General features: G+C 68.0%; 25 protein-coding genes. 23 read left to right on the forward strand and 2 right to left on the reverse strand.

Annotated elements, in window-relative coordinates:
• The first annotated feature begins 30 nt into the window (after nucleotides 1–30).
• Both F8O03_RS07860 and F8O03_RS07865 read left to right on the forward strand, forming a co-directional pair.
• Complete coding sequence (locus tag F8O03_RS07860; RefSeq protein ID WP_104252817.1) at nucleotides 31–750, forward strand: lysophospholipid acyltransferase family protein; 720 nt, start codon at nucleotides 31–33, stop codon at nucleotides 748–750.
• A gap of 158 nt (nucleotides 751–908) precedes the next feature.
• Nucleotides 909–2,294 carry a class II 3-deoxy-7-phosphoheptulonate synthase gene (locus F8O03_RS07865; RefSeq protein ID WP_151423386.1) on the forward strand — a complete coding sequence of 462 codons (1,386 nt, stop codon included), beginning with the start codon at nucleotides 909–911 and terminating at the stop codon, nucleotides 2,292–2,294.
• A gap of 265 nt (nucleotides 2,295–2,559) precedes the next feature.
• On the opposite strand, the gene pknB is transcribed toward F8O03_RS07865, so the two are convergent.
• Nucleotides 2,560–4,575: a Stk1 family PASTA domain-containing Ser/Thr kinase gene (gene pknB / locus F8O03_RS07870; protein ID WP_151423634.1), complete on the reverse strand. Its 2,016-nt coding sequence runs from the start codon at nucleotides 4,573–4,575 to the stop codon at nucleotides 2,560–2,562.
• Between the two features lie 134 nt (nucleotides 4,576–4,709).
• Here pknB and F8O03_RS07875 point away from each other — a divergent pair, with 134 nt between their 5' ends.
• Nucleotides 4,710–5,054: an Rv2175c family DNA-binding protein gene (locus F8O03_RS07875; RefSeq protein WP_151423387.1), complete on the forward strand. Its 345-nt coding sequence runs from the start codon at nucleotides 4,710–4,712 to the stop codon at nucleotides 5,052–5,054.
• A 97-nt stretch (nucleotides 5,055–5,151) separates the two neighbouring features.
• On the opposite strand, the gene F8O03_RS07880 is transcribed toward F8O03_RS07875, so the two are convergent.
• Complete coding sequence (locus F8O03_RS07880) at nucleotides 5,152–6,234, reverse strand: polyprenyl synthetase family protein (RefSeq protein ID WP_151423388.1); 1,083 nt, start codon at nucleotides 6,232–6,234, stop codon at nucleotides 5,152–5,154.
• An 88-nt stretch (nucleotides 6,235–6,322) separates the two neighbouring features.
• Here F8O03_RS07880 and F8O03_RS07885 point away from each other — a divergent pair, with 88 nt between their 5' ends.
• The 20 genes from F8O03_RS07885 to F8O03_RS07980 all read left to right on the forward strand — a co-directional run bounded on the left by F8O03_RS07885 (nucleotide 6,323) and on the right by F8O03_RS07980 (nucleotide 26,714).
• Nucleotides 6,323–6,703 carry a DUF3040 domain-containing protein gene (locus tag F8O03_RS07885; protein WP_151423389.1) on the forward strand — a complete coding sequence of 127 codons (381 nt, stop codon included), beginning with the start codon at nucleotides 6,323–6,325 and terminating at the stop codon, nucleotides 6,701–6,703.
• Nucleotides 6,704–6,970: 267 nt separating this feature from the next.
• The gene (gene mraZ / locus F8O03_RS07890; RefSeq protein ID WP_104252823.1) at nucleotides 6,971–7,402 is read left to right on the forward strand and encodes a division/cell wall cluster transcriptional repressor MraZ; all 432 of its coding nucleotides are present in this window, start codon (nucleotides 6,971–6,973) and stop codon (nucleotides 7,400–7,402) included.
• A gap of 193 nt (nucleotides 7,403–7,595) precedes the next feature.
• Nucleotides 7,596–8,597: a 16S rRNA (cytosine(1402)-N(4))-methyltransferase RsmH gene (gene rsmH / locus F8O03_RS07895; protein WP_151423390.1), complete on the forward strand. Its 1,002-nt coding sequence runs from the start codon at nucleotides 7,596–7,598 to the stop codon at nucleotides 8,595–8,597.
• On the forward strand, nucleotides 8,594–9,154 hold the full coding sequence (ftsL, locus tag F8O03_RS07900; RefSeq protein ID WP_151423391.1) for a cell division protein FtsL: 561 nt from the start codon (nucleotides 8,594–8,596) through the stop codon (nucleotides 9,152–9,154). Before rsmH ends, ftsL begins: the two co-directional genes overlap by 4 nt.
• Nucleotides 9,155–9,226: 72 nt before the next feature.
• Nucleotides 9,227–10,996 (forward strand): peptidoglycan D,D-transpeptidase FtsI family protein, encoded by a 1,770-nt coding sequence (locus tag F8O03_RS07905; RefSeq protein WP_151423392.1) that lies wholly within the window; start codon nucleotides 9,227–9,229, stop codon nucleotides 10,994–10,996.
• A gap of 23 nt (nucleotides 10,997–11,019) precedes the next feature.
• Complete coding sequence (locus F8O03_RS07910; RefSeq protein ID WP_151423393.1) at nucleotides 11,020–12,552, forward strand: Mur ligase family protein; 1,533 nt, start codon at nucleotides 11,020–11,022, stop codon at nucleotides 12,550–12,552.
• Nucleotides 12,553–12,556: 4 nt separating this feature from the next.
• On the forward strand, nucleotides 12,557–13,975 hold the full coding sequence (locus F8O03_RS07915; RefSeq protein ID WP_151423394.1) for a UDP-N-acetylmuramoyl-tripeptide--D-alanyl-D-alanine ligase: 1,419 nt from the start codon (nucleotides 12,557–12,559) through the stop codon (nucleotides 13,973–13,975).
• Complete coding sequence (mraY, locus tag F8O03_RS07920; RefSeq protein ID WP_104311842.1) at nucleotides 13,972–15,069, forward strand: phospho-N-acetylmuramoyl-pentapeptide-transferase; 1,098 nt, start codon at nucleotides 13,972–13,974, stop codon at nucleotides 15,067–15,069. Before F8O03_RS07915 ends, mraY begins: the two co-directional genes overlap by 4 nt.
• Nucleotides 15,066–16,610, forward strand: a complete 1,545-nt coding sequence (murD, locus tag F8O03_RS07925; protein WP_151423395.1) for a UDP-N-acetylmuramoyl-L-alanine--D-glutamate ligase — start codon at nucleotides 15,066–15,068, stop codon at nucleotides 16,608–16,610. The genes mraY and murD overlap by 4 nt, the downstream gene beginning before the upstream one ends.
• Complete coding sequence (gene ftsW, locus F8O03_RS07930; protein ID WP_151423396.1) at nucleotides 16,552–17,799, forward strand: putative lipid II flippase FtsW; 1,248 nt, start codon at nucleotides 16,552–16,554, stop codon at nucleotides 17,797–17,799. Before murD ends, ftsW begins: the two co-directional genes overlap by 59 nt.
• On the forward strand, nucleotides 17,796–18,881 hold the full coding sequence (murG, locus tag F8O03_RS07935; RefSeq protein ID WP_151423397.1) for an undecaprenyldiphospho-muramoylpentapeptide beta-N-acetylglucosaminyltransferase: 1,086 nt from the start codon (nucleotides 17,796–17,798) through the stop codon (nucleotides 18,879–18,881). Before ftsW ends, murG begins: the two co-directional genes overlap by 4 nt.
• 89 nt (nucleotides 18,882–18,970) lie before the next feature.
• The gene (gene murC, locus F8O03_RS07940; protein ID WP_151423398.1) at nucleotides 18,971–20,380 is read left to right on the forward strand and encodes a UDP-N-acetylmuramate--L-alanine ligase; all 1,410 of its coding nucleotides are present in this window, start codon (nucleotides 18,971–18,973) and stop codon (nucleotides 20,378–20,380) included.
• Entirely contained in the window at nucleotides 20,377–21,099 is a 723-nt protein-coding gene (locus F8O03_RS07945) for a cell division protein FtsQ/DivIB (protein ID WP_151423399.1), read from the forward strand. Before murC ends, F8O03_RS07945 begins: the two co-directional genes overlap by 4 nt.
• Nucleotides 21,100–21,362: 263 nt before the next feature.
• A complete protein-coding gene (gene ftsZ / locus F8O03_RS07950) occupies nucleotides 21,363–22,589 on the forward strand; it encodes a cell division protein FtsZ (protein ID WP_104252834.1) in 1,227 nt (408 codons plus the stop codon).
• A gap of 7 nt (nucleotides 22,590–22,596) precedes the next feature.
• Nucleotides 22,597–23,313: a YggS family pyridoxal phosphate-dependent enzyme gene (locus tag F8O03_RS07955; protein WP_151423400.1), complete on the forward strand. Its 717-nt coding sequence runs from the start codon at nucleotides 22,597–22,599 to the stop codon at nucleotides 23,311–23,313.
• Between the two features lie 33 nt (nucleotides 23,314–23,346).
• Nucleotides 23,347–23,850 carry a cell division protein SepF gene (locus tag F8O03_RS07960; protein ID WP_104252836.1) on the forward strand — a complete coding sequence of 168 codons (504 nt, stop codon included), beginning with the start codon at nucleotides 23,347–23,349 and terminating at the stop codon, nucleotides 23,848–23,850.
• 120 nt (nucleotides 23,851–23,970) lie between these two features.
• Nucleotides 23,971–24,255, forward strand: a complete 285-nt coding sequence (locus F8O03_RS07965; RefSeq protein ID WP_104252837.1) for a YggT family protein — start codon at nucleotides 23,971–23,973, stop codon at nucleotides 24,253–24,255.
• Nucleotides 24,256–24,479: 224 nt separating this feature from the next.
• Nucleotides 24,480–25,226, forward strand: a complete 747-nt coding sequence (locus tag F8O03_RS07970) for a DivIVA domain-containing protein (protein ID WP_104252838.1) — start codon at nucleotides 24,480–24,482, stop codon at nucleotides 25,224–25,226.
• A 10-nt stretch (nucleotides 25,227–25,236) separates the two neighbouring features.
• Nucleotides 25,237–25,788 (forward strand): signal peptidase II, encoded by a 552-nt coding sequence (gene lspA / locus F8O03_RS07975; protein ID WP_244296056.1) that lies wholly within the window; start codon nucleotides 25,237–25,239, stop codon nucleotides 25,786–25,788.
• On the forward strand, nucleotides 25,788–26,714 hold the full coding sequence (locus tag F8O03_RS07980) for an RluA family pseudouridine synthase (RefSeq protein ID WP_151423401.1): 927 nt from the start codon (nucleotides 25,788–25,790) through the stop codon (nucleotides 26,712–26,714). The genes lspA and F8O03_RS07980 overlap by 1 nt, the downstream gene beginning before the upstream one ends.
• Nucleotides 26,715–26,788 lie beyond the last annotated feature (74 nt).

Below are 26,788 nucleotides of genomic sequence, written 5' to 3' on the forward strand. Positions count from 1 at the left end.
GATGTGCCATCGCCTATCGGGAGGCCACGCATGTTGTATTGGGTGCTCAAGCATCTCTTCGCAGGGCCCTTGGTGCGCGCGACGTTCCGTCCGTGGGTGCGGGGAATCGAGAACATCCCCGCGAAGGGGCCGGTCATCCTGGCGTCGAACCATCTCTCGGTCGTCGACTCGTTCTTCATGCCGCTCTCGATCGACCGTCGCGTCTACTTCCTCGCGAAGAAGGAGTACTTCACTGGCACGGGCATCAAGGGCTGGCTGACCGCGCAGTTCTTCAAGTCGACCGGGATGCTCCCTATCGATCGAGGCGGCGGAGCCGCGAGCGAGGCGTCGCTCCAGACTGGGCTCCGCGTCCTCAGCGAGGGCCGTGTCCTCGGTATCTATCCGGAGGGCACGCGCAGCCCGGACGCGCGCATGTTCCGCGGCCGGACGGGCATCGCCCGGATGATCATGCAGGCGGACAAGCCGGTGACCGTCGTGCCGGTCGTGATGGTCGACACCGAACGTGTCCTGCCGATCGGTGCGAAGGTGCCGCGGCTGCGCAAAGTCGGCATGGTGTTCGGCGAGCCGCTCACCTTCACACGCTATGAGGGCATGGCGGCTGACCGGTTCGTGCTCCGCTCCATCACGGACGAGATCATGAGCGAGCTGCACGCCCTCAGCAACCAGGACTATCGCGACATCTACGCCTCGTCCATCCGAACCAAGATGGATGCAGAGGCAAAGGCGCTCGCCGCCGCGCAGAAGCCCTGAACGCGCGAGAGCCGGTGATTGCTGTCAGCGATCAGACGAGCACAGCGCGCGCTGCCCCGGGTAGTGTCGGGCCGTCCGGCGTGAGATTCAGAACAACCAGTGCTGCAGCGCGTGAGCTGTCAGCGTGAGATCCGAGACATGAGATCAGAGAAGCGAGCATGAGCCAATTCACCTCCACCCGCACAGAGTCGATCCCGACGCCCCCCGGCGTGCTCGAGGGCCTCGACGCCTGGCGCGAGCTGCCGATCAGGCAGCAGCCGCAGTGGGGCGACGCGACGAAGGTCGCGAGCGTCTCCGGTGAGCTCGCGTCCCTGCCGCCGCTCGTCTTCGCGGGCGAGGTCGACAGGCTGCGCGATCGCATCGCCACTGCCGCGGCAGGCCAGGCGTTCGTCCTCCAGGGTGGCGACTGCGCCGAGACCTTCGCGGGGGCGACCGCCGACAAGATCCGAGCGCGCGTGCGCACGATCCTGCAGATGGCTGTCGTGCTGACCTACGGTGCCTCGATGCCCGTCGTCAAGATGGGCCGGATGGCCGGGCAGTTCGCGAAGCCCCGCTCGAGCGACAACGAGACGCGCGGCGACGTGACGCTGCCCGCCTACCGCGGCGACATCGTCAACGACTTCGACTTCACGACGGAGGGTCGCACGCCGGACCCCGAGCGCATGCTCCGCGGCTACCACACGGCTGCATCCACGCTGAACCTCGTCCGCGCGTTCACGACTGGCGGCTTCGCCGACCTCCGCGAGGTGCACTCCTGGAACCAGGGCTTCGCCGCGAACCCGGCGAACGCGCGCTACGAGCAGCTCGCCGCGGAGATCGATCGCGCGGTCCGCTTCATGGCGGCCGCTGGTGCCGACTTCTACGCGCTGCGCGACGTCGAGTTCTTCGTGGGCCACGAGGGACTCCTCATGGACTACGAGCGCCCCATGACCCGCATCGACTCGCGGACCGGCCAGCCCTACGACACCTCAGGCCACTTCATCTGGATCGGCGAGCGAACACGTGACCTCGACGAGGCGCACGTCGACTTCTTCAGCCGCGTCAAGAACCCGATCGGCGTGAAGCTCGGGCCCTCGACGACGCCGGACACCATGCTGCGGCTCATCGACAAGATCGACCCGAACCGTGAGCCTGGGCGCTTGACGTTCATCACGCGCATGGGTGCCGGCAAGATCCGCGACGCCCTCCCGCCCCTGCTCGAGGCCATCAAGGGCGCAGACGCGAAGCCGCTGTGGATCACCGATCCGATGCACGGCAACGGCATCACCACCCCGAACGGCTACAAGACGCGTCGCTTCGATGACGTCGTCGACGAGGTCAAGGGCTTCTTCGAGGCGCACCGCGCCGCGGGGACGCACCCGGGCGGCATCCACGTGGAGCTCACGGGTGACGACGTGACGGAGTGCCTCGGCGGCTCCGAGCAGATCGACGAGAAGACGCTCGAGACCCGCTACGAGTCGCTCTGCGACCCGCGCCTCAACCACATGCAGTCCCTCGAACTCGCGTTCCTGGTGGCAGAGGAGCTCCGCGCCGCGAAGCGCTGAGCCGGCCGTACGACAGGAGAGGCGCATCCCGGAAACGGGATGCGCCTCTCCTGCGCGCGCGGCGAGATCGGCGCGCCACGGGGCGGTTCGACACGAAGACGTGATGCGAGCATTGAGCATTGAGCATTGAGCATTGAGCATCGGGCAGTGAGCAGTGAGCAGTGAGCAGTGAGCAGTGAGCAGTGAGCAGTGAGCATTGAGCACCGGGCATCGAGCACCGTCGCGTTCACGCGTGCCTCTGCTGCCGCCCTTGACCGACCAGGCGCTAGAGCGTCGCTGTCGCGGTCAGCGTCACGTTCGAGCCCGCAGGCACCTCGACCCCCGCCGCTGGAGACTGCGTCGACACCACGAACTTGATGACCGGGTTCGGGTCGTTGACGATCCCAGGGGGCACGTTGTGGCCGACGGTCAGGCCGAGTCCCTCCAACTGCGAGATCGCCTCGGCGATCGGCTTCCCGACGACGTCCGGGAGTGTGACGGGTGCCGGGCCGCGTGAGACGGAGATGTTGATCGTGTCTCCGGGGACAACCGGGTCCGTCGTGGTGGAGAACGCGATGACGACGCCGCTCGCCACCGACGCCGAGTACTCGCGGCTGGAGACGTTCACCACGAGGCCCGCGTCTTCGATGAGCTGGGTCGCGTTGGCTTCCGTCTCGCCTGCGACGTCAGGAACGATGCCAGCTGAGGCGACCAGTCGAATCGGCTGGCCTTCAGCGAGGGTCGCGGGCAGCGGCGCACCGTTGTTGTCGGTTGCGGAGAGGACGATGTCCGCCTCCTGGTCGGAGAACTGGCGCAGCGTCGTCGCCGGGTCGTAGGTGAACCCCGCCTCGGTGATCGCGCTCTCGGCGTCCTCGAGCGTGAGCCCTTCGAGATCGGGCACGTCGAGCATCTCAGGTCCAGCGGACACCACGAGCGAGATCGGGGTCTCCGGCGCGAGGGATGTGCCCGCCTGCGGGTCCATGTCCATGACGGTGCCCGCCGCGACGTCGAGCGAGAACTCCTGCGTCACGTCGCCGACGGTGAAGCCAGCGCCCGTGATGGCGGCCTCTGCATCCGCCTGCGTCAAGGAGACCGCCTCCGGAACCGTGTCGTACGACCCCGGGCCGAGACCGAACCACCAGCCGACGCCACCGGCGGCGGCGATCAGGGCGATGACGAGCACGGCGAGCACGGCGCCGAAGCGGCGACGCTTTCGCGCGCCTGACTCCGCCGTCGTGGTTGCCGGAGGGAGCTGGGGGGAGAGATCGGTCGCAGTGTCCTCTGGGAAGAGGGGAGGGCCGGTCATCACGGGCGGCGAGCCCGGCGTGAAGGGCTCGACGTGCCCGTCGAATGCGTCGGGAGGTGAAGACGCGGAGGAGAGCTGGCTGGTGATGGCCGCCAGCTCGGTCGGGTCGGTGTCCTCGATGTCCTCGTCGCCTGCCTGGGCGATCACGGCCGTCGCCGGGAGCGGACGTGCGGACTGCCCGAGCTCGGCCTCGGCACGACGAAGGGCCTCGAGCATGACGCCAGCATCGGCGGGGCGCAGCTCCGGGTCGCGTTCCGTCGACCACGCCACGAGCTCGTCGAGCTCGTGGGGGACGTTCGGGTTCACCTCGCTGGGCGCGGGCACCGTCTCGTTCGCGTGGCGGTACGCGATGTTCACGGGCTGGTCGCCGCGGTACGGCTGCTCACCGGTGAGCATCTCGAAGAGCATGATGCCGAGCGAGTAGATGTCGCTGCGCACATCTGCCGTGCCCTTGGTCACGAGCTCCGGGCTCAGGTACGCGATCGTGCCGAGCAGCACCTGGCCTGTCGCCGTGTTCGCGCTCGCCGCCCTGGCCAGCCCGAAGTCACTGAGCTTGATGCGGCCGTCGTCGGCGAGCAGGACGTTCTCCGGCTTGAGGTCGCGGTGCACGATGCCGAGCTTGTGCGCCGCCTGCAGGCCGGCCAGGACAGCATCCATGACATCGATGGACTGCTCAGGGGTGAGCTTGTGGTGGTCGTGGAGCAGGTCGCGCAGCGTGATGCCCGGGATGTACTCCATCACCATGTAGGCGAAGACCTCGTCGTCCCCCTGGTCGTAGACGTTCACGACGTTCGGGTGCGTGATCTTCGCCGCGGAGCGGGCCTCGCGGATGAAACGCTCGCGGAAGCGCTCGTCGGCCGCGAGGTGATCGTGCATCACCTTGATCGCGACGCGGCGTTCCAGGCGCAGGTCAGTGGCGACATAGACCGTAGCCATGCCGCCCTTGGCGATCAGAGAGCGCACTTGATACCGGCCGTCGATCAGACGGCCGATCATGTCGTCGGGACCAACGGGACTCACGTCGTGCAGGATAGCCCGAGCAGGCGGTCAGCCCCCGGATGAAACACCGGACGACGCCGATCAATCGCGTCGGCTCGCATCCACGGGCGGCGTCTGCGACGATGTGAGACGTGAGTGACGTCTTCAGTACCCGCCAGTGGTACACGATTCCCCAGGCCGCTGCCGAGCTCGGCGTCTCGACGGGGCGCGTGTCGACCCTGATCGAGGACAAGCAGCTGCTTTCGTTCCGCATCGAACGCGAGCCACGCATCCCGCGAGAGTTCATCAAGGACGGGGAGCCGCTCGTCGGCCTCCGCGGCACGCTCTTCCTGCTCGCGGACGCGGGGCTGAGCGCGCACGAGCAGATGGTCTGGCTCCTGAGCGTCGACGAGACGCTCGGCGTCGCACCCGTGGATGCGCTCGTCGAGGGACGCAAGACGCAGGTCCGTCACGCGGTGCAGCTGCTCGCCATCTGAGGCGTCCGCGCTTCCAGTCTGGATCCCGGGCCCCGGACGCCTCTGGGTGCTCGTGACCGCTGCGCCGTGACTGCTGCGCCGTGGCTCTGCGGCTGTGTCAGTGCGCGCGGTGCGCGGTGCGCTCCGCGAGGTCCTCGAGCAGCTGCCGCGACTCGGTGTCGAGTTCAAGCGCAGCCAGGCCGGCGAGCGCCTCGCGCAACGATGTGCTGATGACATCCTCGGTGCGCTGCAGTCCGCCTGACTCGGCGATGAGGGACTGCATCCACGCGATGTCGGCGTCGCTCAGATCCGGGTCGCCGAGCAGCTCGTCGAGTCGTGCGGAGTCGGCGGGCGCCGCCAGCTCCTGCGCGGCGGCGATCATGAGCGTGCGCTTCCCTTCCCGCAGGTCGTCACCGCTCGGCTTCCCGGTCACGGCCTCGTCGCCGAAGACGCCGAGGACGTCGTCCCTGAGCTGGAAGGCGAGCCCGAGGGGCAGCCCGAACGACCGGATCTGCTCGACGTGCGAGTCCGATGCCCCTCCGAGGAGCGCGCCGAGCACGAGCGGCTCCTCGACGCTGTACCTCGCGGATTTCGAGATCGCGATGGTCTTCGCTCGAGAGGAGCGCGCGTCGATGGGGACAACCGGCCACGCGACCTCCTCCACGAGGTCGAGGTACTGTCCGACGGTCACCTCGCTGCGCATCCTGCTGAACTCCGCCCTCGCGCGCACCGCGTTCTCGGGGGAGACGAGCGCGCAGGCCTCGACGAAGAGCTGGTCGCTCCAGACGAGCAGGAGATCACCGAGCAGGATCGCGGCGCTCAGGCCGAAGTGCGTCTCGTCGCCCGCCCAGGCGGACGCGCGGTGGTGGCGCGCGAACGCCCGATGCGTGGAGGGCGCGCCTCGCCGCGTGTCGGAGCGATCGATGATGTCGTCGTGGACGAGGGCGGCGGCGTGGAAGAACTCGATAGAGGCCGCTGCGCGGACGACGGCCTCGGTGTGCTCGCTCGTGCCGGTCGCGCTGCCGAAGCCTGCGGCGCAGAAGGAGGCGCGCAGTCGTTTTCCGCCCGTCGTGAAGGTCGCGGCCTGCTCGAGGAAAGCGGGCACGTCGACGCCGATCGGGCCGAGAACTCGCAGGTTCTCGTCGATTGTTGCGTCCAGACGACGCTGGACTTTGGAGGACAGCGAAGAACTCTCAGACACGACACCACTCTACCCAGGTGCGCGCGCCTACAATGGGCGCAATACTTCGGAGCGGGGCTCCGATCGCCCCCTTGAGCACGAGGTCAACATGGCACTATCTGAGCAAGAGCAGCGGTTGCTTGATGAGATGGAGCGCAGCTTCTACCAGAACGATGCGGACGTCGTCTCCACATCGCCGAGAAGCGGTGCTGCGGTCACCACGCGAGCCGTCGTCGTCGCGTTTCTTTCTGTCGCAGTCGGCATCGGCGTCGTCGTCGCCGGCGTCGCCACGAACATTCCTGTCCTGGGGGTCGTCGGGTTCGTCCTGATGCTCGCCGGCGTGGTCTACGCGTTCGCGGTTCCGAAGGGGGCTTCGGAATCCGACCCGCTGCCGACGGGGCGCCCGTCGCCGAAACGGGGCGAGTCCGCAGATGGCTCGTTCATGGACAAGCTCGGCAATCGCTGGGACAAGCGGCAGCAGGGGGAGTAGAGGGAGCGGTCGCCGAGCGGCCCCCGCCTCGCCCCACCACCAACCACCACTTCGCACCACCATCGGGACCGGCCATCTGGCCGGTCCCGTTTTTTGCGCCCTCGATCGCGCCAGATAGCTCCACTTCCCTCCACCATGCTGAGGCCAGTAAATTACTGGCCTCTTTTCGCATTCACAGGGAGCAGATCGGGTGTTTGCGTAGCCGGGTGGTTGGTTGTGGAGTAAAGTGGAGCATGTGGGGATTCAGCGACGGGGAGGGAGGCGTGCATGTTCCTTGGCACGTACTCGCCCAAGCTCGACGAGAAGGGGCGGCTCATCCTGCCGGCCAAGTTCCGGGACGAGCTCGCGGAGGGCGTCGTGCTGACCCGTGGGCAGGACCGCTGCGTCTACGTCTTCTCCACCAGCGAGTTCGAGGAGCTCCACAACCGCATCCGCCAGGCTCCCGTCACGAGCAAGCAGGCGCGCGACTACCTGCGCCTCCTGCTCTCCGGTGCGCACGCGGAGACGCCAGACCGCCAGAACCGCGTCACCATCCCGCAGCAGCTCAGGCAGTACGCCGGACTCGACCGCGAGCTGGCCGTCATCGGGGCCGGAACCCGCGCCGAGATCTGGGACGCCGAGGCATGGAACACCTACGTCGAGGCCAACGAGGCCGCCTTCTCCGAGACCGCTGAGGAGGTGATCCCGGGACTCTTCTGACCCTGACCGCCGATTCTCAGCCGTTCCGCTCTGAAGCGCCTTCCCTCGCAGCAGAGCACAGCAGCACCGCAGGAGCCCCATCTGAAGCCACTTCCCCGGCGGCAGACGGAATCTCCACTTCGCTCCCCTCGCCCTCCCCGGCGGGGAGAGAGAACGGATGGGAATCAGTGATCAGGGAGGACCCCGGAACGTCATGACAGAGAACAACCAGAACGCGCAGGACAGTGGGGGCAGCGAGCGCGACCCCGCGACGCTGCACACGCCGGTCCTCCTCGAGCGCTGCGTCGAGCTCCTCGCGCCTGCCCTCCAGAACCCGGGCAGCATCTACGTCGACGCGACGCTCGGCATGGGCGGGCACAGCGAGGCCGTCCTCGACCGGTGCCCGAATGCCCGCCTCGTCGGCTTCGACCGCGACTCCGAGGCACTTGGCCTCGCCGGCCGTCGACTCGCTCGCTTCGGCGACCGTGTCACGCTGGTGCACGCCGTCTACGACGAGTTCGAGTCGTCGCTCGACGAGCTCGGCATCGACACGGTCGACGCCGTCTTGTTCGATCTCGGGGTGTCCTCGCTGCAGCTCGACGAGGCGAGCCGCGGCTTCTCCTACATCCAGGACGCGCCCCTCGACATGCGCATGGATGCGACGGCGGGTGTCACGGCCGCCGAGATCGTCGCGTCCTACGGCGAGGAGGAGCTCAAGGAGCTCTTCTACCGCTACGGCGACGAGAAGCTGGCGCCTCGCTACGCGAGCTGGATCGTGCGAGAGCGCGCGCAGGCGCCGATCGAGACGACGGGGCAGCTCGTCGATGTGCTCCAGCGCGCGACGCCGGCGGCGAAGCGCGACGCGGGTCACCCGGCGAAGCGCGTCTTCCAGGCGCTGCGCATCGAGGTGAACGCCGAGCTCGGCGCCCTGGAGCGCGCGCTTCCCCAGGCGCTCGAGCGCGTCGTGGTCGGCGGCCGGGTCGTCGTCGAGGCCTACCAGTCGCTCGAGGATCGCTTCGTGAAGCGGCTCTTCGAGGCGAAGACCACCTCGACGGCGCCAAGCGGCCTGCCGGTCGAACTTCCAGAGCACAAGCCGGAGTTCTCGCGCCTCGTGCGCGGAGCCGAGCGCGCCGGTGCCGCAGAAGGCGAGAACAATCCACGAGCACTGCCCGTGCGCCTGCGCGCGGTTGAACGAGTGAGGAGCCCACGGACATGACGGCAGCAACGAGCATCCTCCGAGGATCCACGGCCCCCCGTCGCTCGAAGGCGGCCCCCAAGAAGCAGGCGCAGCCTCCTCGGCTGCGACTCGTCGAGGCGCCAAGCGCGCGGCGTCTGCCGAGCCTGCGCTCGATCATGATCTCGCTCGGCATCCTCGCGGGTGTGTTCGTCACGCAGCTCGCCCTGAGCATCGCGATCTCGCAGGGCGCTTACGAGGTCAGCGGCCTCGAGCAGACGCAGACGGAACTCCAGCGCGAGGAGTCGGCCGCGCTCGAGGAGCTGAGCGCCATGTCCTCCGCGCAGAACCTCGCCGTCGAGGCGACGAAGCTCGGCATGGTCCCGACCGACTCGCAGGCCTTCCTGCAGGTCGGGAGCGCCTCGCTCGCGACGGACGCGAACGCCACGGGCACGTCGGCTCCCATCAACACGGGGCTCGTCACCAACGAGGTGACCCAGCCGGCACCGGCTCCCGCTGCTGACGGAGTTTCACCGCAGCCAGCGGCGGCCCCTGAAGTACCGTCGGTCAGCGAGCTGCGCTCTCCCTCGACGAGGTAGAACCACGAACGAGGCTGATGTGCCGAGAGGCTGATCAGCTGGGAGCATCGCCGAACAAGGGGGAGGACCACCGTGTCACCGAAAGTGTCCAGGCGCAGGGCTGGCCTCGTCATCATCCTGGTGACCGCAGTGCTCATCGCCTTCGGGGTCCGCCTGATCGACGTGCAGCTCGTCTCGGCATCGACCATCAACGCCGACGCCGAATCGAAGCGCGGAGTCTCCAGCACGATCTTCAGCGAACGCGGGTCGATCGTCGACAAGAACGGCGAGATCCTCGCCGACTCCGCCGACCGCTTCGACCTCACCGTCGCTCCCGTGAACGTCAAGGAGTTCGACCGCACCGGTGACGACGGCAAGACCAGCGAGGTCTCTCGCGAGCAGGCGCTCGGTGAGATCGCCGCGATCACCGGCCAGCAGGAGGCAGAGCTCATCGGCGTCGTGGATGCGGCCCTCGCGATCGACCCGAACAGCAACTTCGCCTACCTCAGCCGAGGCCTCGAGCTCGCCGCCTACGAGAAGATCCGGGCCCTCGAGATCCCCTGGATCTACCCGAAACGTGAAGCCGCTCGTGTCTACCCGAACGGGCAGGTCGCTGGCAACCTCACTGGGTTCCTCGGGGCGGACGGGGAACCGCTCGCCGGACTCGAGCTCTCAGAGAACCAGTGCCTCGCCGGCGTCGACGGCGAGGAGACCTACGAGCGCAGCGCGGACAACGTGCGCATCCCCGGCACCGAGGTCACGCTCACCGAGGCAAAGCAGGGCGGCACGCTCAAGCTCACCGTCGACGCCGACCTGCAGTGGTACGCCCTGCAGGTGCTTGCCGAGCAGGTGACCGCGATGGGCGGGAAGTGGGGGCACGCGACCGTCGTAGAAGTCGAGACCGGCAAGGTCCTCGCGGTCGCCGACTACCCGTCCGTCGACCCCAACGACCCGGGAGCCACGGCAACCGAGGCTCGCGGTTCGCGCGCGTTCACCGCGCCCTACGAGCCCGGTTCGACGATGAAGGCCCTCACCGCAGCCATGGTGTTCGACAAGGGGCTCTCCACTCCCGGCGAGCAGATCACCGTTCCCGGGCGCTTCGAGCAGACCGACGTGAGCTTCGGCGACGACTGGGCACACGGCGACGAGCGGTGGACCGCGGCTGGCATCATGACGCGCTCCTCCAACATCGGCATCGCCATGATGGGCGAACGCCTCAGCGCGAGCGAACGCTACGACTACATGCTCGACTTCGGGCTCAACGCAGACACCGAGGCCGACTTCCTCGGCGAGGAGTCCGGCACCGTCCACCCGTGGGAGGACTGGGACCCGCAGACGAACTACGCGACGATGTTCGGGCAGGGCCTGCAGGTCACCGCCCCCCAGATGGCGAGCGCCTACGCAACCATCGCGAACGGCGGCCAGCGCCTCCCCGTCCAGCTCGTCGAGGGCTGCGAGACCGAGGACGGCTTCGTCGAGACGGAACCGGGCGAGGCACGCCAGGTCGTGTCGGCGCAGGCGGCAGCCGACACGCTCACCCTCCTCGAGGCGACGGCCCAGAGCGGGAGCCTCGCCAAGGAGGTCGCGATCCCCGGATACCGCGTCGGCATCAAGACGGGCACCGCCGAGGTCTCCGCCGGCGACGGCACCTACCTGCAGGGGCAGTACATGGCCTCCATGGCCGGAGTCGCCCCCATCGACGACCCGAAGTACGTCGTGACGGTCTCGATCATGAACCCAACTACGATGACTGGAAGCGCCGCCACCGCGCCCGCATGGCACGATGTCATGGCGTACGTACTCCAATCCAACCGGGTGGCACCATCGCCGAGTCCGTGGCCGACCATCCCGACCACGTTCTGATCCGCACTACTGCACAGGAAGTCATGCCCGCAGCAAGCATCCGTCCATCCCATCCAGTGCCGCGCTCGCTCTCCGAGCTGTGCGCGCACTTCGGACTCGACGCCCCAGAAGGCGTCGACCAGGTCGAGGTGACCGGCGTCTCCATCTCCTCGATGGATGTCGAGTCCGGCGACCTCTACGTGGGTCTGCCAGGCGCGCGAGTGCACGGCGCCAGCTACGCCGCGAAGGCCGAGGAAGCCGGCGCCGTCGCAGTCCTCACCGACGCGGCCGGCGCCGAACTCGCCGGAGAGCTGGGCATTCCCGTGCTCGTCACCGAGGAGCCGCGCCTCGCACTCGGCGACGTCTCGGCCTGGATCTACCGGACCGACCCCGACCAGCCGAAGCTCTTCGGCGTCACGGGGACCAACGGGAAGACGTCCGTCGTGTACATCCTCGACGGGCTCCTGCTGCAGCTCGGCGTCGTCACCGGCCTCACGACCACCGTCGAGCGTCGCATCGGCGAGGAGCGCATCGAGGCGAGCCTGACCACCCCTGAGGCGAGCGAGCTGCACGCCCTGCTCGCCCGCATGCGCGAGGTCGGGGTGCACGCGGCCAGCATCGAGGTGTCGGCGCAGGCCGTCACCCGCCACCGTGTCGACGGCATCGAGTTCGACGTGGTCGGCTTCATCAACCTCTCGCACGACCACCTCGACGACTACGTCGACTTCGAGGAGTACTTCGGCGAGAAGCTCAAGCTCTTCACCCCGGAGCGCGCTCGGCGCGGCGTGGTGTCGCTCGACTCCGAGTGGGGCGCGCGGGTCGTCGAGGACTCCCGCATCCCCGTCACGACCATCTCCTCGAAGCCCGGAACCGACGCCGACTGGAACCTCGTCGTCACGGGCGCAGAAGGCGGCAGCACGAGCTTCACGCTCACGAGCCCAGATGACCGGGTGCTGCACTCGAGCATCCCCATGCCCGGCTGGTTCTCGGCGGCGAACGCCGGGCTCGCGATCGCGATGCTCGTCGAGTCCGGCTACGACCTCGGCGAGATCGCGGAGGTGCTCGAACGCGACGGCGGCATCGACGCGTTCGTGCCCGGACGTCTCGAGCTGGTCTCCGGAGACAAGGGGCCGCGCCTCTATGTGGACTACGGGCACACCCCGGACGCCTTCGAGCAGACGCTCGGTGCGCTGAGAGAGATGACCACGGGCCGCCTGTTCATGGTCTTCGGCGCCGACGGCGACCGCGACCGAACCAAGCGCCCGGAGATGGCGCGCGTCGCCGCGGCTGGCAGCGACGTCGTCATCATCACCGACTACAACCCGCGCACCGAGGACCCGGACGAGATCAGGAGGGTGCTCGTCGAGAGCGTGAAGGCGAGCCACCCGGAGCGGGAGCTGCACGAGATCGCCGATGCGAGCCTCGGGCTGCGCAAGGCGGTTTCGCTCGCAGGGCCAGAGGACACTATCCTCGTTGCCGGCCCAGGCCACGAGAGCTACACCGAGGTCGCGGGCAGCAAGATCCAGTATTCGGCACGAGACGAGGCCAGAGCGGCGCTCAGGGAAGCAGGGTGGTGAGCGGATGATCGAACTCCGACTTCGCGAGATCGCTGAGATCACCGGGGGAGAGGCACGTCCCGTGGGTGACGACACGCTCGAGAGCGTGTTCAGCGGCACCGTCGACACCGATTCCCGACTCATCCGTCCGGGCGACATCTTCGTCGCCAAGCCGGGCGAGGTCACCGACGGGCACCTCTTCGCCCCGAAGGCTGTCGAGAACGGCGCCTCGCTCCTCATCGTCGAGCGCGCCCTCGACCTTCCCGTCACGCAGGTCGTCGTCGACGACGCCGTCCTCGCCCTCGGACGCCTCGCAACCGAGGTCGTGACGCGCGTGAAGTCCCGCGGACAGCTCGTCACGATCGCGGTCACCGGGTCGAACGGGAAGACGACGACGAAGAACCTCCTCAACGAGATCTTCTCGGCGCGAGGCGAGACGGTCGCGCCCATCGCCAGCTTCAACAACGAGGTGGGCGCCCCGCTGACGTTCCTGAAGCTCACAGAGGAGACGCAGACCCTCATCGCCGAGATGGGCGCGAGCGCTCCAGGCGAGATCCGCAGGCTCATCTCGATGGCGAAGCCGGACGTCGGCATCGTGCTGACGGTCGGCCTCGCGCACGCGGGCGAGTTCGGCGGCATCGAGGTCACGCTCACCTCGAAGACCGAGATGGTGCAAGGGCTCGTGGCGGGGGACACCGCCGTGCTCAACGCCGACGACGCGCGCGTCGCCTCGATGGCCGACAAGACCGACGCGAACGTGCTGTGGTTCGGTCGAGGCGAGCGAGCGGACATTCGCGCGAGCGAGGTCTCGACGAGCCTCGACGGGACGGAGTTCACGCTGCACCTTCCCGAGCAGGAACCCGTCGTCGTCCGCTTCAACGTGATCGGGGAGCACCACGTCACCAACGCGCTCGCCGCGGCGGCGGCCGCCCACACGCAGGCGGTGCCGGCCACGGAGATCCGTGACGCCCTCCAGCGCGTGACACGCGCCGAGCAGTGGCGCATGGAGCTCCAGCACGCCGGCTCCGTGCACCTCATCAACGATGCCTACAACGCGAGCCCAGACTCCATGGCCGCCGCCCTCAAGACGATCGCTCAGATCGCGCCGAACGGCGCCCGCACGGTCGCGGTGCTCGGCGCCATGAGCGAGCTCGGGGATGCCTCCATCGAGGAGCACGACCGCCTCGGACTCCTCGCCGTCCGCCTCGGCATCGACCAGCTCATCGTCGTCGGCCTCGACGCCCGCGCGCTGCACCTCGGAGCGATCGCCCAGGGCTCCTGGGATGGGGAGTCGATCTTCGTCGAGTCCATGGACGAGGCGTACGAGCTGCTGGTCCGTGAGACGCGCCCGGGTGACCTGGTCCTCGTCAAGTCTTCGAACTCAGCGGGCCTCCGACACCTCGGAGACCGTTTCGCCGAGCACCTCAGGGGGCACTTCGCGTGATTGCGATCCTTATTGCCGGAGGTGTCGGGCTGGCGTTCACGCTGTTCATGACGCCGCTCTTCATCCGCCTGTTCCACAAGCTCGAGTGGGGCCAGTTCATCCGCGAGGATGGGCCGGAAGCCCACCACTCGAAGCGCGGAACCGCGACCATGGGCGGCATCGTCTTCATCGTCGGCTCCGTGCTGGCGTACTTCATCGCGACGCTGGCCACGGGCGACCAGGTCACGGCCGCCGGACTCCTCATCCTCGGCATGATGGTCGGTCTCGGTGTCATCGGCTTCATCGACGACTTCCTGAAGGTCCGCAAGCAGCAGTCCCTCGGCCTCGGTGGCTGGTCGAAGATCGTCGGGCAGGTGATCGTCGCCGGGCTGTTCGCCGTCATCGGCCTGCAGTACCGCAACCCCGACGGCGTCCCGGTCCTCTCGACGCACATCTCGTTCATCCGAGACCTGCCGATCGACTTCATGGCGCTCGGCGCGATCGCGGGAACGATCGCCCTCATCGTCTGGATCGTCGTCATCACGACGGCGACGTCGAACGCGGTGAACGTGACGGACGGCCTCGACGGCCTCGCGACCGGTGCGTCGATCATCTCGATCGGTTCCTACGGCATCATCGCCTACTGGCAGTTCAACCAGGCCTGCGGCACGGAGCGCCTGGCCGAGTCGCTCGAGTCGGCCTGCTACACGGCCTACGCGCCCCTCGACGTCGCCATCGTGGCGGCAGGCATCGCCGGTGCGCTCATCGGGTTCCTCTGGTGGAACACCTCGCCTGCGCAGATCTTCATGGGAGACACGGGTTCGCTCGGTCTCGGTGGCGCGATCGCCGCCTTCGCCATCATCACCCGCACCGAGCTGCTGCTCGTCCTCATCGGCGGCCTCTTCGTCATGACGACCGGCTCCGTGATCGTGCAGCGCATCTACTTCAAGCTCACCAAGGGCAAGCGCATCTTCCTCATGAGCCCCATCCACCACCACTTCGAGCTCAAGGGCTGGGCCGAGACTACGGTCGTCGTCCGGTTCTGGATCATCGCCGGACTCTGCGCCGCGCTCGGCATCGGACTCTTCTACGCCGAGTGGGGAGTCACGACGTGACCCGCGAGGGAACAGGCCGCGAGGTCGACGGTCTCCGGAGCTGGCACGACGACTGGACCGGCCTGTCGGTCGCAGTGCTCGGCCTGGGCAAGACGGGGTTCTCCGTCGCGGACACCCTCGCTGAGCTCGGCGCCAAGCCGCACGTCATCGCGCAGTCGCACGATGACGAGCGTGAGCGCATCCTCGAGGTGCTCGACGTTCCCGTGACGATCGCCGACAGCGACGAGTCCGCCGTCGACGCGCTCAGGGCCCTGGAGGCCGACCTCATCGTCGCGTCTCCTGGTTTCGCCCCGAGCCACCCGCTCATCGTCGCCGCCGACGCCCTCGACGCGCCGGTGTGGGGTGACGTCGAGCTGGCCTGGCGGCTCCGCGACAAGTTCGGCGACCCCGCCCCCTGGCTGGCCGTCACGGGGACGAACGGCAAGACGACGACAACCCAGCTCGCAGCGCACATGGGACTGGCCGCGGGTATCCGCACGGCCCCCTGCGGCAACATCGGCGTCCCCGTCCTCGATGTGCTCCGCGACCCCGCCGAGTTCCAACTGCTCGTGGTCGAGCTCTCGAGCTTCCAGCTCCACTCCCTGCACTCCATGTCGGCGCACGCCGCGGTCGTCCTCAACATCGCCGACGACCACCTCGACTGGCACGGCGGCGCTGAGGCCTACCGCGCAGCGAAGGGCCGCGTCTACGAGCGAGCCCAGATCGCGTGCGTCTACAACAAGGGCGACGAGGCGACACTCGACCTCGTCGAGGCGGCCGACGTCGTCGAAGGATGCCGCGCTATCGGGTTCGGGACCGATGTGCCGGGGCCGAGCGACTTCGGCGTGGTCGACGGAATCCTGGTCGACCGTGCGTTCCTCGACGACCGAGCCCGCACCGCCCTCGAGCTGACGACGCTCGAGGAGCTGCGCCCGCGCGGTCTCTCCTCGAAGCACCTCGTGGAGGACGTGCTCGCCGCGGCCGCCCTCGTGCGGGCCGTCGGTGTCCCCGTCGCCGCGATCTCCGAGGCGCTTTCTACCTTCTCGGTCGATCGGCACCGCCACGAGATCGTCGCTGAGGCCGCCGGGGTCCTCTGGGTCGACGACTCGAAGGCGACGAACGTCCACGCCGCCGACGCCTCGCTGGCCGCGCACCGCAGCGTCGTCTGGCTGGTGGGAGGGCTCCTCAAGGGAGTCGACATCGCGCCGCTCGTCGCCAAGCACGCCGGGCGCCTCCGCGGTGCGGTGGCCCTTGGAACATCCCGATCCGAAGTGGCCGACGCGTTCGCGCAACACGCCCCGGAGGTCGCGTTCATCGAGATCGACGTGAGCGACACTGACTCCATCATGGGACGCGCCGTGGCGGAAGCCGCGCGGCTCGCGCAGGACGGCGACACCGTGCTGCTCGCTCCGGCGGCCGCCTCCATGGATCAGTTCGTGAGTTACAGCGACCGCGGCCAGCGTTTCGCGCTCGCCGTCGCGTCGCACCTTGAAGGGGGCCGGCATGCCGAGACAGAAGGCTCCCAGGACCGCACCTCCGAGCCGGACGCCAGCGCCGAATAGGCCAAGCACGGGGCCGACGGCTGGCGGTTCCGCACGCAAGAGCTCCTCGAGCGCCGTCGTCGTCTCGCTCGGGAAGCGCATCCGCGGCGTCAACCGCAACTTCGTGCTCCTGCTCTCGATCACGCTCTTCCTGGTCGCCTTCGGCATCGTGATGGTGCTCTCGAGCTCCTCGGTCGAGGAGTTCGCGGGTGGCAACGCCGTCTCGGCGCGGTTCGTCAGCCAAGCCACGTTCGCGGCGCTGGGCATCCCGCTCATGCTGTTCGCTTCCCGGATGCCGCTGCGGTTCTGGAAGCGGATCGCCTGGCCAGCCCTCTTCGTCGCCGTCATCCTCCAAGCGCTGGTCTTCACCCCCATCGGTGTCGACGTCAACGGCAACCGGGCCTGGATCGACCTCGGCTTCACGACGATGCAGCCCGCGGAGGCGCTCAAGGTTGCGCTCGTGCTGTGGCTCGGCCTCATCCTCGGGCGCAAGCAGGGCAAGCTGCACGTCGCCAAGGAGGTCGCGGTTCCGATCCTGCCCGTCCTCGCCCTGAGCTTCGGCGTCATGGCGCTCAGCAAGGACCTGGGAACGATGATCGTCGTCGGCGCGCTCGTTCTCGGAGCGCTCTACTTCGGCGGCGTCGCATCCAAGTTCCTGTGGCTCGCCGGGTTCATCGCGGTGGCTGCCGCGCTCCTGCTGTCGATCTTCAGCGACAACCGCATGGCCCGCATCACGAACTTCTTCGGCGGAGACGTCGACTACGAGACCTGGGGCTGGCAGAGCGCGCACGGGCTCTACGCCCTCGCCGCTGGCGGCCTGTTCGGCTCGGGGCTCGGCAACTCGAAGGCCAAGTGGTCCTGGCTGCCGGAGGCCGACAACGACTTCATCTTCGCGATCATCGGGGAGGAGCTCGGGCTCGTCGGGGCGATCATCGTCATCGGCGTCTTCGTCCTGCTCGCGGTCGTCCTCGTCCGCATCTACCACGAGGCGGAAGACTGGACGGCGAAGACCATCGTCGGTGCAGTGACCACCTGGCTGATCTTCCAGGCGTTCGTGAACATCGCCGTCGTCATCGGCTTCCTGCCGGTCCTCGGTGTGCCATTGCCGCTCGTCTCCTCCGGCGGATCGGCGCTCATCACGACCCTCTTCGCAATCGGCATAGTCTTGTCGATCGCCCGCAACCCGAAGCGATCGGAGTCCCGCACGTGACCAACTACCTGCTCGCCGGAGGCGGCACGGCCGGCCACGTCAACCCGCTGCTCGCGGTCGCGGATGCGTTGCGCGAGCGCGACCCCGACTCGAAGATCCTCGTGCTCGGCACGAAGGAGGGCCTTGAGGCCCGGCTTGTTCCCGCGCGCGGCTACGAGCTCCTCACGATTCCGAAGCTGCCCTTCCCGCGCCGCCCGGGCATGCAGGTGCTGACCTTCCTGCCTCGACTCCGTGAGACGGTTGCCTCCGTGCGCCGCATGCTCGACGAGCACAGCATCGACGCGGTCGCCGGCTTCGGCGGCTATGCCGCAGCCCCCGCCTACCTGGCCGCGAGGGGGCGCGTGCCGACCGTCGTCCACGAGGCCAACGCCCATCCCGGCATGGCCAACAAGCTCGGGGCGCGCTGGGCGAAGCGCGTGGGCGTCGCCTTCGACGGCACGCCCCTCCGCGGCGCCGTGACCGTCGGGATGCCGCTCCGGGCTGAGATCGAGCACCTCGACCGCGCCGCGAAGCGCGACGAGGCTGTCGAGTTCTTCGGGCTGGCCCCCGACCGTCGCACGCTGCTGGTCACCGGCGGCTCGCTCGGCGCGAGGCGCGTCAACGAGACCGTCCGAGCCGTCGTCCCCGAACTCATCTCCGAGGGCTGGCAGGTTCTTCACCTCGTCGGGGGGCTCTCGAAGTTCGAGCACGACCACGTCGAGGGCTACCACGTGCTCGAGTACTGCGACCGCATGGACCTCGCGTTCGCCGCCGCCGACCTGGTCGTCGCGCGTGCGGGCGCATCCACCGTCAGCGAGCTCGGTGTCGTCGGCCTCCCGGCCGTCTACATCCCGTACCCTGCCGCCACCGGCGACCACCAGACCACCAACATCCGCTCCGTCCTGTCCGCAGGTGGTGCCATACGGGTGGCCGACGCGGACTTCTCGCCCGAGTGGGCGTCGAAGGAGCTCCTCGCCCTCGCCCGCGACGATGACCGCCGAGCCCGCATGGAGCAGGCGACTCGCGCATCAGCCCAGCGCGACGGGGCCTCTCGGGTCGTTGCACTGCTGGACCAGGCGGTCGAGGACGCTCGGACCGGCTAGGCGCCTTCGGACGTGAAGGCGGAGTACCCTCGACCATCGACGCGGAAGAGACCGCGCAGCTCGCAGATCGAGCGAACTCAGGAGCAGCAATGATCAATCCAGACGCCACCGCGCAGATTCCCGACGAGATCGGGAACGTGCACTTCATCGGCATCGGCGGCTCAGGCATGAGCGGCATCGCGCGCATGATGCTCGACCGCGGCCTCACGATCTCCGGAAGCGACCGGACAGAGAACTACGCGACACGAGAGCTGCGCGATCGCGGCGCCCGCGTCGAGATCGGCCACGCGGCAGAGCACCTCGGCGACGCGGACACCATCGTCGTCACCAGCGCGCTCTGGCCCGACAACCCCGAACTCGTCCTGGCGAAGGAGCGTGGGCTCAACATCCTGCACCGCTCGCAGGCGCTCGTCTGGCTCACGCGCGGGAGCCGCCTCGTCTCCGTCGCCGGAGCGCACGGCAAGACGACCTCGACCGGCATGGTCGTGACGGCCCTCGACGCCCTCGACGCGTCGCCGAGCTTCGTCAACGGCGGCATCATCTCGGCCCTGGGGACGAGCTCCGCCGTCGGAAGCGGCGAGGCCTTCGTCGTCGAGGCCGACGAGTCCGACGGGTCCTTCCTGTTCTACGACACGGCGATCGCCCTCATCACGAACGTCGACAACGACCACCTCGACCACTACGGCAGCGTCGAGGCCTTCGAAGCCGCGTTCGTCCAGTTCGCGGATGCGGCCAGTGAGGCCGTGGTCATCTCCAGCGACGACCCGCTTGCCGTCGAGCTGACCGGGAAGCTCACCCACAAGCGGGTGCTGACCTTCGGCCAGGCTCCGACGGCCGACGCGCGCATCTCCGACATCGCGTCGGAGGGAGGAGAGACCCGCTTTACCGTCACCTGGCAGGGTGTCGACTACCCGGCGCTCCTGCACGTGCCCGGCGTCCACAACGCGCTCAACGCGACCGGCGCGTTCGTCGTCCTCGTCCAGCTCGGCTTCGAGCCCGCCGCCGTCCTTGACGCGCTCTCGACGTTCGGGGGCACGAAGCGACGCTTCGAGCTCCACGGCACGGTGAGCGGCGTCAGCGTCTACGACGACTACGCCCATCACCCTGCCGAGGTCGAAGCGGCGCTCACGGCTGCGCGCACCGTCGTCGGCTCCGGCCGCCTCATCGCCGTCCACCAGCCGCACCTCTACTCGCGGACGCGCGACATGAGCGACGTCTTCGCGGCGGTGTACGAGCGTCTCGCCGACGAGACCGTCGTGCTCGACGTGTGCGGCGCACGTGAGGACCCCATCCCCGGTGTCACGGGAGCGCTGGTCGAGGAGGCGTTCGCCGACCGCAGCAAGGTCGCCTACCGCCCCGACTGGCAGGATGCGGCCGACACGGTCGCCGAGATCTCACAGGACGGCGATTTCGTCATCACCTTCGGCTGCGGCGACGTCAACCTCATCGTGCCCCAGCTCCTCGAGGCGCTCGGCGCGAAGGAGCCAGGCAAGCCGTGAGCGTGCTCGGCGACGATGCGCGCCGATTCACCTGGCGCGCCAGACGACGCCGCCGCATCCTGATCGGGGTCGCGGCGGCGTTGGCCGCACTTGTCGCGTTCGTCGCGGTCGCCGTCTACAGTCCGATCATGTCCGTGCGTGAGATCGTCGTCGCCGGCACCCAGCGTGTCGATGCGACACAGGTCGACGAATCGCTCGCCGACCTGCACGGACAGCCGCTTGCGCTCGTCACGAACGACGACGTCGAGAGTCGACTCCAGTCCTACGTGATGGTGCAGAGCTACTCGATCCGCGTCGAGCCGCCGAGCCGTCTTGTCGTCACGATCGTCGAGCGGTCGCCGATCGGCGCGGTCGCGGTGCCATCCGGGTACGACGTCATGGATGCGGCCGGCGTGGTGCTCTGGACGCAATCGGAGCCCGCAGGGGACATCCCGACTCTCGAACTGGGCGGCGAGGGGGTCGACTCCGAGGCGTTCGCCTCTGCGGCGGCCGTGTCGCTCGCCCTGCCGGTCGACTTCAGGGCTGGCGTCGCTGCAGTGACGGCCAAGAGCATCGACGATGTGCGTCTGACGATGCGCAGCGGTGCCGAGGTCGTATGGGGGAGCGCGGAGGAGTCCGACCGCAAGGCGGAGGTGCTCGCCGCGCTCGTCACGGCCACCGCCGACCAGTCCATCTCCAGCTACGACGTCTCGAGTCCCGAGACCCCCGTGACCCGCTGAGGAGTTCCTCGGCCGGCGAGTGCGGCAACCTTCAAGCTCCGGTTGAAGCGACTCGCCGACATTCGGCGCGCAAAACGCAACACACCTGCTGACTGCACGGATCGTGCGACGTTCGCGACCTAGCGTCGAAGCAAGCAACCAGGAAACAGCATATCTCTGAGCTTCAAGTAGAGGTTGAAGCTCGTAGACATTCGCCAGCGGCGACGTGTCGAGGTGTGCATCCGTTCTTCCACCACACCACACGCCAACGAGGGGCCGGACACGTGTCGAACACCAACAACTACCTCGCCGTCATCAAGGTCGTCGGCATCGGCGGCGGCGGCGTCAATGCAGTCAACCGAATGATCGAGCTCGGCCTCCGCGGTGTCGAGTTCATCGCGATCAACACCGACGCCCAGGCGCTGCTCATGAGCGACGCCGACGTCAAGCTCGACGTCGGACGCGAACTGACCCGCGGTCTCGGTGCAGGCGCCGACCCCGAGGTCGGCCGCCGGGCAGCCGAGGACCACGCCGAGGAGATCGAGCAGGCGCTCGCCGGCGCCGACATGGTCTTCGTCACGGCTGGCGAGGGTGGCGGAACCGGAACAGGGGGCGCTCCCGTCGTCGCGCGCATCGCGAAGTCGATCGGTGCGCTCACCATCGGTGTCGTCACGAAGCCGTTCAGCTTCGAGGGCCGCCGCCGCATGCAGCAGGCCGAGCAGGGCGTCGCCACTCTGAAGGAAGAGGTCGACACCCTCATCGTCGTCCCGAACGACCGCCTCCTCGAGATCAGCGACCGCGGCATCTCCATGATCGAGGCGTTCTCGACGGCCGACCAGGTGCTCCTTGCCGGTGTGCAGGGCATCACCGACCTGATCACGACCCCGGGTCTCATCAACCTCGACTTCGCCGACGTCAAATCTGTCATGCAGGGTGCGGGCTCCGCGCTCATGGGCATCGGCTCGTCCAGGGGTGCCGACCGGGCGATCAAGGCAGCGGAACTCGCGGTCGCGTCGCCGCTCCTCGAGGCGAGCATCGAAGGTGCCCACGGCGTCCTGCTCTCCATCCAGGGCGGTTCGAACCTCGGCATCTTCGAGATCAACGACGCAGCGAAGCTCGTGCAGGAGGCCGTCCACCAGGAGGCCAACATCATCTTCGGTGCGGTCATCGACGACACGCTCGGCGACGAGGTGCGCGTCACCGTCATCGCGGCGGGCTTCGCCGGGGGTGAGCCCAAGACGCTGCAGGAGCAGCAGTCCGTGCCGGCGCCCGCGGCCGCGCCTGTCCAGCAGGCGAACACCGGCGCCATCGGTCTCGGTGCGGCCGCGGCCGCTGTCGCCTCCGCACCCTCCGTGCCCGTCGAGCGCGAGCCCGTGCAGGCGCCAGCACCGGTCTCGCAGGCTCCCGCCTGGTCGACGGCCGAGGCGCCGACCATCGCGCCTCGTCGCGAGCCGGAGGCGGCCTACGACGACGCCGAGGACATCCTCGACGTTCCGGACTTCCTCAAGTAGAGCGCGCATGCCAGAGCAAGCTGCAGAGGCGCTCGGCCAGGGTCATCAGACGCTGGCCGAGCGCCTCTCGGCCGTCCAGACGGCCATTCGTGAGAGCTGTCTCAGCGCGGGACGCGACCCCTCCGAGGTCACCCTCATCCCCGTCACGAAGTTCCACGGCCCAGAACTCGTCGCCGACCTCGTCGACCTCGGCGTCCGTCGCTTCGCGGAGAGCAGGCACCCGGAGGCCAGAGACAAGGCCGCGGCGCTCGCAGATCGCGCCGACCTCGAATGGCACTTCGTCGGTCAGATCCAGACGAAGAAGGCGCGCCAGATCGCCCAGTACGTGGATGCCGTGCATTCGATCGACAGGGGTGGGCTCGTCGACGCGCTGTCGAGCATCGAGCGGGCACACCCGCTTCGCGTGTTCGTGCAGGTCAACATGACCCCGGATCCCGCCAGGGGCGGCGTCCAGCCCGCGGAGCTGGAGGCGCTCGTCGAGCAGGTCCTGCGTACCGAATCGCTCGACCTCCAGGGCCTCATGTGCGTCGCGCCACTGGGGGAGGAGCCACGCGCGGCCTTCGCCGAACTCCGGGCGCTCGGGCAGCGCATCCGACCGCTTGCTCCGTCGGCGACCGCACTGTCGATGGGCATGTCCAACGACTTCGCAGAAGCCATCGAAAACGGTGCGACACACCTCAGAATCGGCGCGGCAATCACGGGAAAGCGACCCGAACGGACGTAGCGTGGGGGCACGCCGAACACACGGAGGAGCACAATGGCCAACCCGCTGCGCAATGCCATGGTCTACCTGGGCCTTGCTGACGAAGACGAGCAGAATCTGCACGACGAGACGCCACAGGCGCAGCAGCAGAGGCAGTCGCCAGCCGCGGCACCTTCGCCGCAGCTCTCTCCGGTCGTCACGGAGCGCCCGAAGCCGGCGCCTGTGACCCCGATCACCAAAGCTCCCAAGCACACTTCAACCCCGGCGATGGCGGAAATGAACGAGATCCTCACGGTCCACCCGAAGGCCTACAACAAAGACGCTCAGGTCATCGCCGAGAACTTCCGCGATGGCGTCCCCGTCATCATGAACCTCTCCGAGATGGACGAGGCCGAGGCGCGTCGCCTCATCGACTTCGCGAGTGGGCTCTCCCAGGGCCTCTATGGCAAGATCGAGCGCGTGACGAGCCGGGTGTTCCTGCTCTCGCCTCAGCACATCGCCGTCCACGGCGAGTCGAGCAAGCTGGAGGCGGAGAAGGAAGCCTCGTTCTTCCAGTAGACCCCCAACCAGCCTGACTCTGCCGAGCGGCAGAGCGGCCCGCTTTCGCGCGAACGGTGAGACGGTGCATCCTGAGGGTGCACCGTCGCCGTGTCTGCACGACAACATCTCAGGAAACGAATGAATATCCTCGGCGCGATCCTCGGCTTCGTCATCGGCCTCTACATCATGGTGATGTGGGGTCGGCTGATCCTCGATTACGCGCGCATGTTCGCGCCTCGGTGGAAGCCGAAGGGATTCGTGCTCGTCCTGTGCGAGGGCGTCTACTCGCTGACCGACCCGCCCCTTCGCGCGGTCCGCAAAGTCGTGCCTCCGCTTCGCATCGGCAACATCGCCCTCGACCTCGCCTGGATCATCGTCATGTTCGCGCTGGTCATCACGTCGAATCTCGTGCGCCTGCTCTAAGCCGTGAGCTCTCTCCATTAGGTGAATGGCGACTTTCCCGACAGAATGTGACGCGCGGGACCCAAGTGCCGTAATGTGACCTATGTGCTGCGCAGCACAGCAACGTTCTGCGTGCACATCTGGGCAACGCTAGTGTTGTCACGCCAGACCCAGAGTCTGCTCATCAGACCCAGAGTCTTTTCCAGATACAGACCAATCGCAGAGAGAGTCGAAAGGTGGCCGACATGGCACTCACTCCTGAGGACGTCATCAACAAACGCTTCCAGCAGACCAAGTTCCGCGAGGGGTACGACCAGGACGAGGTCGACGACTTCCTCGACGAGGTCGTTGCAGAAATGCGCCGCCTCGTGGGGGAGAACGAGCAGCTTCGTCAGCAGCTCGAAGAGGCAGAGGCGCGCGCCAGCAGCGCGCCGGCAGCCGCAGCTCCCGCCCCGGTCGAGGAGCCCAGCGTCGAGGTCGAGGCAGCTCCCGAGCCCGAGCCTGAGCCCATCGCGCCGCTCGCACAGCCTGCAGCTCCCGCTCCCGTCGCCGTAGAGGGTGCAGACGAGGCCGAGACGAGCAGCTCGCTCATCGCCCTCGCCCGCCGTCTTCACGACGAGCACGTCGAAGAGGGAACGCGCAAGCGCGACGAGATCATCGCCACGGGCGAGACCCGTGCTCGCGAGATCATCGCCGAGTCCGAGACCCGCGCACGTCAGATCGAGGGCGACAGCGAGAAGCGCGCCCGCGAGATCACGGTCGAGTCCGAGGGTCGTGCCCGCACGATCGTCACCGAGGCCGAGGCCAAGGAACGCGAGACGATCGGTCGACTCGAGGAGGCCAAGACCAAGCTCGAGGCCCGTATCGAGGAGCTCCGCATCTTCGAGCGCGAGTACCGCAACAACCTCCGCTCCTACATCGAAGGCCAGCTCAACGACCTGAACCGTCAGGCCAGCGACGTCCTCGAAGGCTCCGCACCAGCGGGCCAGTAGCACTCGGAACGTGGAGGACACACCTCTGCAGACCACCGAACGGCGATCGCGTCCGAGCATCCGCATTCTTGCGCTGCTCGCCGCGGTCGCCGTCGGCGCGTTTGCGCTTGACCAGATATCCAAGGCGCTTGTCGTCTCCTCGATGACCGAGGGGCAGACGATCGAGGCGCTCGGTGGCTTCCTGCAGTGGCACTTCGTCCGGAACCCGGGCGCTGCGTTCTCGTTCGCCGCAGGCTCCACGTGGATCTTCACGGGCGTGTCGACGATCATGGTCATCGTCATCATGGTCGTTGCTCGCCGGCTCGCGTCGAAGCGCTGGGCCGCAGTGTTCGGACTCGTGCTCGGTGGTGCTCTCGGCAACCTCTTCGACCGGCTCTTCCGCGAGCCCGGCTTCGGCGTCGGCCACGTCATCGACTTCATCTACACGCCGTGGATGCTCCCGGCGATCTACAACGTCGCCGACATGTGCATCGTCGTGGGGATGTCGGCGTTCGTGCTGCTCACCCTGTTCGACATCGGTTTCGACGGCAAGCGCCGCCCCAAGGCGAAGAAGGACGCGTAATGCAATCCAGGACGATCCCGATCCCTGACGGCCTCGAGGGCACCCGCGTCGACGCGGGCGTCTCGAAGCTCCTCGGTCTCAGCAGGACGCAGGTCGCCGATATCGCGGCGGCGGGCGGGATCACGATCGACGGAAAGCCAGTCGGCAAATCCGACCGGATGACAGCCGGTGCCGTCATCTCCATCGAGTGGGAGCAGGCCGGGCCGGTGAAGGTCATCCCGATCGCCGTGCCCGACCTCAAGATCGTGCACGACGAGGATGACTTCGTCGTCATCGACAAGCCCGTCGGCGTCGCCGCGCACCCGTCGATCGGCTGGGACGGCCCCACGGTGCTCGGCGCGCTCGCCGCGGCAGGATTCACCATCTCGACCTCCGGGCAGTCGGAGCGCCAGGGAATCGTGCACCGACTGGATGCAGGCACGAGCGGACTCATGGTCGTGGCGAAGAGCGAGCTCGCGTACGCGCAGCTCAAGAAGGCCTTCCACGACCGCCAGGTCGAGAAGGTCTACCACGCGGTCGTCCAGGGGCACCCTGACCCACTGTCCGGCACGATCGACGCCCCCATCGGCCGGCACCCCGGATCGTCGTGGAAGTTCGCTGTCACGAGCGACGGCAAGCCGTCGGTCACCCACTACGAGACCGTCGAGGCGTTCCGCCGCGGAGCACTGCTCGAGGTCCATCTCGAAACCGGGCGCACCCACCAGATCCGCGTGCACATGGCCGCTCAACGGCACCCATGCATCGGGGATCCGCTGTACGGCTCCGACCCGGTCGTGGCCGCCAAGCTCGGCCTCAAGCGACAGTGGCTGCACGCCAAGGAGCTCGGCTTCGCCCATCCCCGTACGGGGGAGCCCGTCCGCTTCACCACCGAGTACCCAGACGACCTGGCGCACTCGCTCGAGCTGCTGCGCGACGGCGAGCTGTAGTCCACAGCCTCGTCCGCGAAGGCGCTCCGGCGACCTAAGATGGGTGCGCCGATCCACCCATCTTCTCGGAGAGA

Source organism: Pseudoclavibacter terrae, assembly GCF_008831075.1.
Lineage (GTDB): Bacteria > Actinomycetota > Actinomycetes > Actinomycetales > Microbacteriaceae > Pseudoclavibacter > Pseudoclavibacter terrae.

Coding starts and splice junctions, on each gene's coding strand:
- F8O03_RS07965 (WP_104252837.1), top strand. CDS start 23,971: ATGAATATCCTCGGCGCGATCCTCGGCTTCGTCATCGGCCTCTACATC.
- F8O03_RS07980 (WP_151423401.1), top strand. CDS start 25,788: ATGCAATCCAGGACGATCCCGATCCCTGACGGCCTCGAGGGCACCCGC.
- F8O03_RS07955 (WP_151423400.1), top strand. CDS start 22,597: ATGCCAGAGCAAGCTGCAGAGGCGCTCGGCCAGGGTCATCAGACGCTG.
- F8O03_RS07865 (WP_151423386.1), top strand. CDS start 909: ATGAGCCAATTCACCTCCACCCGCACAGAGTCGATCCCGACGCCCCCC.
- rsmH (WP_151423390.1), top strand. CDS start 7,596: ATGACAGAGAACAACCAGAACGCGCAGGACAGTGGGGGCAGCGAGCGC.
- mraZ (WP_104252823.1), top strand. CDS start 6,971: ATGTTCCTTGGCACGTACTCGCCCAAGCTCGACGAGAAGGGGCGGCTC.
- ftsL (WP_151423391.1), top strand. CDS start 8,594: ATGACGGCAGCAACGAGCATCCTCCGAGGATCCACGGCCCCCCGTCGC.
- F8O03_RS07960 (WP_104252836.1), top strand. CDS start 23,347: ATGGCCAACCCGCTGCGCAATGCCATGGTCTACCTGGGCCTTGCTGAC.
- F8O03_RS07860 (WP_104252817.1), top strand. CDS start 31: ATGTTGTATTGGGTGCTCAAGCATCTCTTCGCAGGGCCCTTGGTGCGC.
- F8O03_RS07910 (WP_151423393.1), top strand. CDS start 11,020: ATGCCCGCAGCAAGCATCCGTCCATCCCATCCAGTGCCGCGCTCGCTC.
- ftsW (WP_151423396.1), top strand. CDS start 16,552: ATGCCGAGACAGAAGGCTCCCAGGACCGCACCTCCGAGCCGGACGCCA.
- F8O03_RS07885 (WP_151423389.1), top strand. CDS start 6,323: ATGGCACTATCTGAGCAAGAGCAGCGGTTGCTTGATGAGATGGAGCGC.
- F8O03_RS07970 (WP_104252838.1), top strand. CDS start 24,480: ATGGCACTCACTCCTGAGGACGTCATCAACAAACGCTTCCAGCAGACC.
- pknB (WP_151423634.1), bottom strand. CDS start 4,575: ATGATCGGCCGTCTGATCGACGGCCGGTATCAAGTGCGCTCTCTGATC.
- F8O03_RS07915 (WP_151423394.1), top strand. CDS start 12,557: ATGATCGAACTCCGACTTCGCGAGATCGCTGAGATCACCGGGGGAGAG.
- murC (WP_151423398.1), top strand. CDS start 18,971: ATGATCAATCCAGACGCCACCGCGCAGATTCCCGACGAGATCGGGAAC.